This is a genomic window from Thermodesulfovibrio sp. TK110, from assembly GCF_054658355.1.
Map to the genome: position 1 here is coordinate 1,888,627 of NZ_BAAHNB010000001.1, position 11,077 is coordinate 1,899,703.

General features: G+C 34.5%; 11 protein-coding genes. 1 reads left to right on the forward strand and 10 read right to left on the reverse strand.

The window, feature by feature from the left end:
- Positions 1-51: 51 nt before the first annotated feature.
- Positions 52-312, reverse strand: coding sequence for a hypothetical protein (locus tag ACYQ3X_RS09990; protein ID WP_460181662.1), 261 nt, complete (start codon positions 310-312; stop codon positions 52-54).
- A gap of 423 nt (positions 313-735) precedes the next feature.
- Between ACYQ3X_RS09990 and ACYQ3X_RS09995 the strand changes: the two genes are divergently transcribed.
- On the forward strand, positions 736-1,053 hold the full coding sequence (locus tag ACYQ3X_RS09995; protein ID WP_460181663.1) for a hypothetical protein: 318 nt from the start codon (positions 736-738) through the stop codon (positions 1,051-1,053).
- Between the two features lie 2 nt (positions 1,054-1,055).
- Here the strand turns inward: ACYQ3X_RS09995 and ACYQ3X_RS10000 are convergent, their stop codons facing one another.
- From ACYQ3X_RS10000 to ACYQ3X_RS10040, 9 genes are all read right to left on the reverse strand, one after another.
- The gene (locus ACYQ3X_RS10000; RefSeq protein WP_460181664.1) at positions 1,056-1,379 is read right to left on the reverse strand and encodes a hypothetical protein; all 324 of its coding nucleotides are present in this window, start codon (positions 1,377-1,379) and stop codon (positions 1,056-1,058) included.
- Between the two features lie 16 nt (positions 1,380-1,395).
- Positions 1,396-4,374, reverse strand: a complete 2,979-nt coding sequence (locus ACYQ3X_RS10005) for a conjugal transfer protein TraG N-terminal domain-containing protein (protein ID WP_460181665.1) — start codon at positions 4,372-4,374, stop codon at positions 1,396-1,398.
- Between the two features lies 1 nt (position 4,375).
- Positions 4,376-5,815: a conjugal transfer protein TraH gene (locus tag ACYQ3X_RS10010; protein ID WP_460181666.1), complete on the reverse strand. Its 1,440-nt coding sequence runs from the start codon at positions 5,813-5,815 to the stop codon at positions 4,376-4,378.
- 85 nt (positions 5,816-5,900) lie between these two features.
- Complete coding sequence (gene traF, locus ACYQ3X_RS10015) at positions 5,901-6,779, reverse strand: conjugal transfer protein TraF (protein ID WP_460181667.1); 879 nt, start codon at positions 6,777-6,779, stop codon at positions 5,901-5,903.
- Positions 6,780-6,781: 2 nt separating this feature from the next.
- Positions 6,782-7,606 (reverse strand): hypothetical protein, encoded by an 825-nt coding sequence (locus tag ACYQ3X_RS10020; protein ID WP_460181668.1) that lies wholly within the window; start codon positions 7,604-7,606, stop codon positions 6,782-6,784.
- Between the two features lie 23 nt (positions 7,607-7,629).
- Positions 7,630-9,930, reverse strand: coding sequence for a conjugal transfer protein TraN (traN, locus tag ACYQ3X_RS10025; RefSeq protein WP_460181669.1), 2,301 nt, complete (start codon positions 9,928-9,930; stop codon positions 7,630-7,632).
- Positions 9,896-10,096 (reverse strand): hypothetical protein, encoded by a 201-nt coding sequence (locus ACYQ3X_RS10030; protein WP_460181670.1) that lies wholly within the window; start codon positions 10,094-10,096, stop codon positions 9,896-9,898. Before ACYQ3X_RS10030 ends, traN begins: the two co-directional genes overlap by 35 nt.
- Entirely contained in the window at positions 10,081-10,626 is a 546-nt protein-coding gene (locus ACYQ3X_RS10035; RefSeq protein ID WP_460181671.1) for a hypothetical protein, read from the reverse strand. The genes ACYQ3X_RS10030 and ACYQ3X_RS10035 overlap by 16 nt, the downstream gene beginning before the upstream one ends.
- A gap of 236 nt (positions 10,627-10,862) precedes the next feature.
- Positions 10,863-11,077 (reverse strand): hypothetical protein (locus tag ACYQ3X_RS10040; protein ID WP_460181672.1); only part of this gene is annotated, 215 nt, incomplete at its 5' end.

The window sequence follows — 11,077 nt, forward strand, 5'->3', positions numbered from 1 at the left end:
TTATTTATAAAATATGACAACAAAAGTAACCAAACAAAAAAAGCCAGAGGATTACTCCTCTGGCTTTTTGTTAGCCTGTTCCCACAAAAAATAAAATTCGCTAATTACAAGTTTCAACAATGTTTTTCTTTGGTTTTCATATTCGGGCGTAGGTTTTAAAAATACAGTGTCTTTTGCAACAAACACTTTGCCATACTGTGTTAGAATTTGTTTTAACAAAGCAATTTTTTCTCCGATGTCATTAACTTCATTAGCTTCAAACTGAAATTTTAAATAAATTCCTGTTTCATGTTGGATTGAACATCCTATCATTTTTTTACCTCCCTACTAATTTACTTTACTAATTCAGAAATTAAAATAAAAATCACAAAAAAGATAATGAAACCTAATAGCGTCACTCCCCATCCAGCTATAACAGCAAAACTTAAAAGATCATTCATAAACATAATTACACCTCCTTTATTTTGATTGTTTTGATATTATTGGCATGAATTAAAACAAACTATTTTCTTTAAATGAAGAACAGATTATGGTATGGATAGATTGATTTGTGGCATTTGTGGCGTTAATTTTGCCATACCTCTCTAAAGGAGAGTCACCTATTGGTGAGAAAACCTAATATTAATTTAAAAAAAATATCAAAAAATGTCAATCTTAGTGATAGCGTTTGATTTTCGGTTACCAAATTAAGTAATATTTATGGAACAACAGAAAAAGAAGAAAGGAGCAAAAAAAATGAATGAGATTTTATCTTTTTTCACATCGGATTTAGGAATTTTAGTTATTCTTACGGTGATAAACTTTTTTATTTTGACCTGGTATGAAAAAGAATCACAAAAACTTGTTCCACCTGCTCCTACTGGTAAAGCTGAATCATCAACAGATTTTTTTAGCTTTTCAACTGAAAAAAATATTTTTGGTTTCAGTTCTGATATTGATCTTCATAAAGTCTTAGAAGAAGAACAGAGAATAGAAGAAAATGAATTAAAGGAAAGCATATGGAAAATAGGAAGTCTTGATTTATCTGATGACATGACATACAAAAGAAAATAAATTCACGACAGCACTATTTTTAATGCTTCTTTTGTTTTTTCTGCTGGAATTGCATCTGCTTTACTAAGATAAATTTCAGGATTTTGAAAATGCTCTACAAGTTTGTCAACAGGAGTTTTAATTACAATACTTACCACATCTGCCTGTGTTGCAATTACTTTTGTATCATCTCCCTGAAGAATTAGTTTACCCTCAGCTATTACAAGCTCGTGATAAAGTTCTTCCTTATCTTTATATCTACCATGTTTAATTTCAATGGTTTCTTTTCTGTTTATATAAAGAATCTCTATTGTTATATCTAAGTTAAATATTTTTAGTTTTACCATGCTTTTCTCTCCTTTTTTATAATTTTAAATCTTCAGGTTTTGTTGCAAAAGTCTGATCTACACTTCTTATCATTTGATACTGTATTGTATCTTTACTTTTACCTTGAGGGTCTAAAGCTGCATCACTAACTCTACTTGATGGTGATTCTTTTGTTATTTGTTGGAACAAGGAATATATTTCATTAGCTCCCTGTATAAACATCTGAGTCTTTTGATAAGATGTAAGATTTTTATTAGAATACAAATCTTTATAAGCCTCTTGTAGCTTTATTTGAAGTTTACTTGCATCAACATTATCTGCTCCTCTTATTTCGCCTGATTCAGAAAACTGAACGCCTAATGCTGCTAAAACCTTAAAGCCAAGTGGACTTGAAACTTTTAAACCAAGTGACGATATTTTTTGTAAATTTGCACCTAAGTTTCCAAATGATTGTAAAGCATCTGCAACTTGCTTTGTAATAGCCTGCCCTGCTGTCATGTTATACCACATTTGCCCACCATAGAACCGATGAAAACCTTTTGAATCCCCTGATGCAACTGCATATACTATATCGTTTCCAGTAGACCAGTTTTGCCCTAAATGGTGATTCACATTTCCATGATATATATCTGTTGAACGCCCATATACAGCCTTAGTAATATCAAGCACTTCTCTTGATGCTCCATGTGCACCTTTAGCAAGTGTTATGTTTCCATATTCATCCATTGCCATTGTTACTCTATCGCCTGCTTTAAATCTTGTTTTGTAACCAAGCGATGCCATTTGTTGATTCAAAAATTCTGCAGATGTTTTATCCAGAGTCCATGTTTCTTCTGCATGATGTCTTAGATGTGCAAGATATACACCAAGAAAATCATCTTTACTTTTTGCATATCCTGCTGCATGAGCAAATTGATATGTCATTTCAAATTTTGCTGTTTCGTTTAGTATTTTATTTGCCTCTGTAAAAGCAATCTGTTGTTTACCAACTGTTTCTGATGCATTAGCATAACCAGTTACACTGGTTGCATCTTTTTCACCCATAAAGTATCCCATTTCTGTTGCTGCCTCCATAATAGATATTCCTCTTAATTCTGCATATTCTTTTAAAGCAGAACTAAGATGTGTATAATTGCGTGTAGCAATTAGATTGGCAAGTTTTTCTACACCACCATACTTATTTGCTACAGATGCAAAAGCTTCTGCTTCTGCAACCGCTCTTTGTGTATTTACCAAGCCTGTTTGAAATGCTCTGTCTTGATTGCCAAACCCTATTCCACTACCAATAGTTTGTGATAATAAATTTGTTTTACTGTCTATTATATTTTCTAATCCATGCTTTTTTATTGCTTTGGATGCTGCTAAGCCATCTGTATAACCCATTTGTTGTGAGCCTATATCAGCTTGTAAAAGTTTTGCATAACTCATCTGTTGTGCTAACCCTTGCTGAAATGCAAGTGCATGCAGTTTTGCTTGTCCTTGTGCATTATATGCATACTCTACTTGCCCAAAACTCAGACCTGTTTGAGATGCAATCTTCTGTGTTTCTGCAGATGTAGCAACTTCAGAATGTATTGGCGTCGTCATAACAGGAGTAGCCATCATACTTGCTATGTTTGCCATAGTTATTTCTCCACCTTTTATTAGCATGTATGCAAGTCCAGGCGTAGAAATGGCAAGATAACCCATTACAGCAGGAAAGTAATCCATATTTTGAAAAATAGTATTTAAGCTACTGTAAGTTAATGCACCAATTTGTCCAGATTGTGCTATTGCAGCATTTACCTTTGCTATTGCAGCAATGTTCCCTATACCATTTATCGTAGCAAGAACAGGGTCCCACATATAAACCCATGCCATAGATATAAAAACATTTCTAATCGCTTTTGCTCCACCAAACATAATAATTAGAAAGAAAATTGGAATAAATGCTACCATAATTGCTTCAAAGGCATTTTTCATAAGTGGAATTGTCTCTTTTGCATAAATACCAAGAGTCTTACCCATTTGCTTAGATTCTTCTATATTTCTCCCTGCTTCGTATTTGTATGCAAAGTTTTGTAAAGCATCAGGGCTATCACTTAAAAACGCATCAACTCCATCTAAAAAAGCATAAAGCATTCCTGCTTGTCCTATCATATCGCTTAAAGAAACTGCACCAGCCGAAAGCAAACTGCCAAATGCATCAGAAAGTGCCTGTGCATCTGTTGGAGGAATTCCAAATGCAATTAAACTGGTTGGATCACTACCATAAGCAACTAAATTATTGTATCGTGGTTTAATTTCATTCACAAAAAATGTTGCACAATCATATGTCTGTCCATTGTAACTAATAAATAGATTTGCAAAATCACTATTAGAACTTATATCAAAACAATTTATTAAAGAATTACACTCCAGTATGTTCTTTTTGATTTTCTGGAAATCCATATATCCTATGTTTGGCACTATACATTGTTTCATAAAAGGAAGTAAATAGTTGTAGTATTCTTGTATGTCTGCTTTACTTACAGTTTTTAAGTCAAACTTGGAGATATACGAAACTATATCAAAAAAACCACCATAACCTGTTTTGTTGTAATCAAGATTAATACTGCTCCATGCATTTTTAGCCATTGCTCCAGGATTATAAACATTAACAGTGCCTGTGTGAAAAACATTTTGTGCAGTGTTTGTCAAAAAGTAAGATGCAGATGAAAGAAAACTATGTGCATACGCAGGCAACATAGGAACATCGCTTACAACATAGGTCTGTTGATATTTTGTATCAATTATATTTACATTAGCTCTTAAACCAAAACATATTGCAGAAATAAAAAATATCATACCCATTCTTTTAAGTAAAGATTCAAACTGTTGTTTTGCAATTAAAGCAAGAACGCTTGCAACAACAGTAAAAAACGCAGCAAGTCTTAATAGAGACTCAAAGCCTGAGTCTCCAAGAATCATCACAATACCTTTATAGACTTGACTTAAAAATTCTATTCCACCAACAGTATATACATCTAATGTCATATTACTTTGCTCCTAATGGATTTTTACCAAAAACAACTGCACCTTTACCAAATACTTGCCCTATTGTAGGGTCTATTTGTGCTCTAATTGCTTTGTAGTTTTCAAATGCTTGCTGAATGGTAATAAACCTTTCGTTTACTCTTTTAAGTTTTTCATATAAAGCAGTCTCTCCCTGATTCATCATATCCTGGTATTGCTTTATAGTTTGTGCTACCTCATCTGTTACATTACTACCAAGTGCTGCACCTATATAGCCTTTCATTGATTCAATGAGATAAGCTACGCTTACAAGTGCAAGATACTCTGACATTGTGTTAACAATTCTTTTTGCATCAGCATCTGATACATTCTTTTTTAACAACACTGCAAAACTTATCATGTCCAACAGTTGAGGAACCATTTTTGAGTACGCATTCAATTCTTCTGAGTAAGAAACAGTGCCTTGTTCTGCAAGAGAATCAACAGCCATATTTAATTTGCTTGCAAATTTAGGAATAAGCCCTGTAACATTTGCAGTATAAGTTGTTATTCCTGAACATCTCTGACCATACTCAAGGTTAGAGCAGCTATAAAGCATAACAGTTCCACCATACAAAATGTCTTCAAGAGACTTTGTAAGAGGTGTAAAAATTTTTACTTTTATGTTTTTCTCACTACAAGGGTCTCCACCACATGCATTACTCATTTTTAAAGACGGATTGTATGAAACAGGATTTCCATTGTTGTCCACTAAATAAATATCAAGCACCCCAAAGAAACTTGCAAATAAATCCTGCATCTCTCTGTCTGAAAGCCCTACTTGACTTAAAACACCATAAGGAATTGTTCTGTAGAAATCCGAAAGCTTAATGTAGTCAAGCACTTTTTTTAGCGCTTCCTCAAAAGGTTTGCCTGTCTGCTGCACTACTTCTTCAACTTTGTTCAGTCCAAGTGAATCAGAAATGGCTTGCCCAATTGGTGCTCCAAGTTGAGTGCCAATAAATTTACCAAGCTCACATGGGCTTCTTCCAAGTTGTTGTAACATTCTTGCCCACTCATTCAGTTTTTGAAATGCTTCTCCAATGCCAGGCAAAGAATATACCAATCCAATCATAATACCCCATGCAAGAGATGCACCTGCTTGACTAAGCATTTGTCCAAACATATCAAGATTTAGCAAACTTAAAAGTCCTGCGTCAAAATCCATTCCAGAACAACTCAGTGATGCTTGAGGTGCTCGGAAATTTACGATAGGTCTTCCAAGTAAATCATTTTTTAGTCTAAAGGAAAGAGAGCCAAAACTTAAAGTAGTAGTCGTAGGAGATTTATAAAGCCCAGGACCTTGAACATAAACGCCACTTACAATATTATCAAGCACTGAGTCAATATCTGCTGCAATTGGATTAATTAGAATAAGCACAGATAAAAAGGAAACTAAAAATATTCTTACTATCTTAAGCATATTTAACACCTCTATAAATAAAAGTTCTCTATGTATAAATAAAAATTTTCTAATTTATGTGGAGTATAGGGTAACCTTATCTGTCTTAGTTTCCATAGCGTGGATTTAAGTCTTTTTCTTTAATTATTTCTGCTTGAATAAGCATACCTATAAGTTGTTGTTCTATGAGGTCTAAAGAAGTAAAGCCTACTCCAAGACCTGCGATCTGAGTTTGCCCATTGTGATGTATAACTGCAAGCAAAGTTGGCACTGCAGTTATGTTGTATTTTTCAAATAAAGATGGATTATATGTTGATGGAAACGGTAGATCAGGGTCTTGTTGCCCATCAACAGAAACTGCTCTTATTGGAATGTGATATTTTTCTGAAATTATTCTTAAAACATTTTTTTGAAGTTTACACTCAGGACAACCATACTTGTAAAAGTAAATTATACCAATCTTGTCTCTTGCAGATAACAGTATTTTTTCTATTGCTTTCTCTCTTGCGCTTAAAAAAGCAAGAGATGCTGCAGGATTTTCTGAATATCCTGCAATAGGATATACCTCAGAACCAAACTTAATATAGGCATCTCTAAGAGTATATCCAAGCTTTTTTAAGTGTTCAAAGTATTTATACTGCCAGAGCAAATATGCTCTGGCAGTATCTTCATTTGGATTTAAAAGAAACTGTTTTACTGGTTCTGGCGCATTTTCAACGACAGGAAACTCAAAATCTTTTTTCTTTTTTTGTTCTGTTTTTTCTTGTTTTGTTTCCCGTTTTGTCTCTTGCTCCTGCTTTAAAGCAGGGTCTTCGTAAAAAAACCAGCCTCTTTGTGGCTTATCTCCATGATATGCCTCCGCATGAACAAATTTTACTCTTGCGAAAAACATTATCATTATTAAAAGCAAGAAAACACCAATTATGATAATCGTATTGCGGATTAAAATCAGTAATTGTCTTTTAAAATCTCTCTTTACTTCCATTTTTACTTTTCAGATTTCTCAAAATTTTCAAAAACACATTCAGGAACAACTGTGACATCCGAACTTTGATTCGTATTTATTTTGTTCGCTACATCTTCTTCAATCATATTAGCTCCAACTCCACCTGCTACACCCTGAACTGCTGCACTCATAGCACCAATGCCAACAGTTGTTGCAGCTTGAGAAACACCTGTGATAACTGGAGAAACAACAGGAGCCACAACGGGTGCTGCAAAAGAAAGAACAAATAACGGCACTCCAAACAAAACTGTTAAAATTGATGGTTTTTCCTGTTTGTTAACATCTAAAGTTTCAAGTGCAATTTGTTTTTCTTTAGCAAAATCTCTTGTGATAATAGAACGACACATCATTTTATATGTGAAAGGAATGTCAAAAAAATAGTCTATATTTGGACTGTTGGTTGAACTATTAGTTGTGATTTTATATCTTCCAGCATTTAGGATTTTCTCTTTATTGTTTTCTATTTCTATTTCTGATTTTTTAAAAATAACTTCACAGCATTCAGGTTTAATTTCTTCATCACAACTACAAATCAAAGTAGCATCTTCTAATAGTTTTGTGTTATTTAACTTATTTTGATATATTTTTATGGTTCTAACAGTTACACTACCTCTTTCGGAAGAAAATATCCTTGTGATTAAGGATTGATTCAATCCTTGATAATTTTCAATTAGAACCTTATCTTGCATTTCTGAATTTTTAGCAAACTCAAGCAAATCTGAAGGAGTTTTTATTGTTTTTGTTTCGGCAAATAAAGGTGATGTAATTAACAACAATGAAAGAAAAATTGATAAAAATCTTTTCATTACTTTCCTCCTTTTTATTTTATTTACATTCCCATTCTATTTCTAATTGTTTGGTTTAGACTATTCTCGTCTATTTTACCTTTCATTTTAGCTTTTATTTCTTCTATAAATTCTGAAAAATCCATACTATCAAAATCAAGTTTACTTAAATCATCAAAAGTCAAATTTGTGCATTGTGCATTATTATAATCACCCCATGAGTAACCAAGTTGTTTGTATGCTTGTTCAACAAGTATTCTGGCAAATTTAGAGTTATAACAACAATATCTATAACCTGTGCGTAAGCATTTTTTTATGATTCCAAGGTCTAATTTCCATGTGCATTTGCTATCTACATAGTGACATAATCTATTTGATATCAAAGAGTATTCTTTGTATTGATTGTATTTTATTGCGCATTTTTCATTACTGCACGTAGAACACTTTTTAATAGAAGTAACTATGTCTATAACAAACCCAATTGTAAACTGAACAATCGGATCTCCAAAAAAGTTTAAAATTTTACTTGCTTGCTCTGCAGTTAATCCTACTGTTTGAGCAATTTTTAACCCTATTGCATTAAAACATCCTCTTACTCCTGTAGTGCTTAATTCGCCAACCTGACTCCCCTCCGTGTCATAAAAAGTTATTTTATCTCCACTATCAAAAGGAGTTGTCCCTGAAAAATTTAGTGCTGTTTTAAAAAGGCTATTTGCACACCCCAGAGCTTGATTAATAGCAGAGCCTCCACCTATTAAAGAAAATAATTGACTTCCAAGATAAGAAAGTGCAAACCCCATTGCTTTACTCAATAAGTAGTCTCCAAGGCTCATTTGATCAAATAACCACCACAACCCTGATTCGCATCTGTAAGACTCACCAGACCATACATGTTTGAGTTCGTTTGCTGCTTGTGCATATGCCATAGCTTTGTAAAAGTCTGCAGCAAACTCCATCCCTTCAAGTCTTACATCTCTGATAGGATATACTCCATCATTACACCTAAGAACTTCTTCATACTGAGCACACTCCGTTGTTTCTTTTTGCTTTGGGCACTCATAGTTTACTATGTATTTTTTACATTCTGCTTTCCTTGAATCGTCCACATCTATATCATATTCAACACATTCAAGATCATCTATATTTGAAGAAGAAAGCCTGTTACACTGAAGTCCTTCCCCAAAATTGCAGTCTTGGAAACTGTTTTGATAACAATTGAAAGTTTCTGCTATTTTTACAACTGGAACCGAAACAGTTCCTGCACCCATTCCATGAAACCCTATTTTATATACACATCCTCCACCTGAACAATCGTATCCATCGTATGTAACAGACAATGTAACACAAGAACCTTCCCAATGTGGATGAACATATCCTATTACTGTTCCCGGTGGAGTATTTACAGGTATATTAACCCAGAGATCGCCGCATTGCCCTTCACATCCCGTTGCAAAAGCATGAATGTTTACAGTGTTATTTCCTTGCCCTCTTACCTCTGCATATCCCCAGTCGCATGCATTCCAACCACCAAGCCAATTAAAAGTTCCACCATTTCTTACAAATGCACCGATTCCATAGCTACCTTCATCTGAACATCCATTTGCAGGATTACATAAATTAACTTCTCCTGTTTTTATGCACAACGGATTATCTTTTGCGTTTTGTGCATCTGCGCTGCTTTGGCATCCATAAGGATTACAGGATTTTAAATATGAAACTGTTTGCATGTTTCTACTTACAACACAAGATTTTGCTTCATAAGCAGTGGATACAACTGTTGCCTGTTGCTTGCAGGTTTTTACTTTATTGCACACCTGAGTTTTCCCATCTGGGCATACAAGTGTGCCCGTATAAGACTTACAAATTTTTCGCACCTCTGATGGACAGGAAAAAGTGTAAACACCGAGCTTTACTCCACTTTTAGAACTGCTTAGTATTTGTTCCGAACAATTACCCGATGCAGGATCGCAATCAATGGGAGGCAACATATTAGCTCTATCGGGTATATCAGAATATTTAACATATTGCTTTAGCGTGCATCTATCAAAAAGGTCTCCACAATCATTCGCAATGCAACTCCAATTATAATTATCCGCAGAGCAGCCAGGTCTGTTTATGTCTATATAAATTCTACAACTTACAGTGCCACCATTTTTCTCCACATCAATCCATTCTGAACATTGATTTTTATACTCACAATACTTATTACCTACCTGTGCAAGAATTGTATCAGGATCAAACTGTCCTGAACATTTGTATGTAAAGTCTTTTCTCCACCAATCTCTGCATATTTGTTCCCCACCAACAGTTTTACAAGCATAACCATCTACTTTTGTATTTATCAATGCACATCTCCCATTTTGTGTTGGGTCTGAAGGACAGGTGTTCTCTATTTGTTTCAACTATCTCTGCATAAACATTCTTTGGCTCTAATAATTTTATAAAAGGCAAAAGCAAATTGTTATCTGTTAAAAAAATTGCCAGGACAATTATTGCTATTGCTTTACGCATGATGATGCCTCCTTACAGGCATTAACGCAGTCATACATCGTAGAATATGTTGCATTGTTATGGGAACAAACAAAAGACGGACAGGCATTTTGACAGCTGCTTTGAGAAAAAAACACATCTCCTGTTACAGGGCATTGATAATACGAACAATTCTGCAAACATGTGTTAAAATCAGAATAAACACTGCTTTCATAAGTGCATTTATAATTTGTATTGCATGTAGCAGTTCTGTAACAGGATGTGGTGCACTGATCCTGTGTATCATACTGAACTCCATTTAAAGAGCACTGCCATTTGGTGACTGTTGTGCTGTTGGTTACACATGCCTGTCCTTTAGTGCAGGTTGGAGGATTGCCTGAACAGGCAGAACCACCTGAGAGAGGACAGATGTAATTCCCTATAAAATATAATGTACCAGACCTAGGGTTTGCACACGAAGGGGGATATACTATATTTCCCGACGCCACAGCTACAGGACAACCATATATTCCAGCACTTGAATAACCTGAAACTTGACACGATGTATACAAACGGGTTACAAACCTTACTGATCCCCAATTATCAACATAAATATCCAAGCTGTTATTACTTGTAGCATAAATATATAAACCTACTCTATAGGGACGACTACCAAGATACACACTTGTAGGATTTAAAATTGAACAATTAGATAACAAATATAAAAAACTACAACCACAATTCCCGCAAAATGCCATATAATTTTGACCAGCTATAAAAGATAGTTCATCCCAACATACTGCATAATCTAACCCCCCGACAATGAAACACTTGGTGCATTACACTGTGCCGTCTGCAAACATGCACCATTACACTGATTTAAATCACTGTAAACCTGTCCTGTAACAGGGCACTGATATTGAGTGATAGGAACTTGCTGTGAAGAGCAGGTTCCTGTTTGTGTGCATGTATTGTTTATACATGGGTAATTTCCTAATGGACAAGTTTGAAAAGGTGAGCACA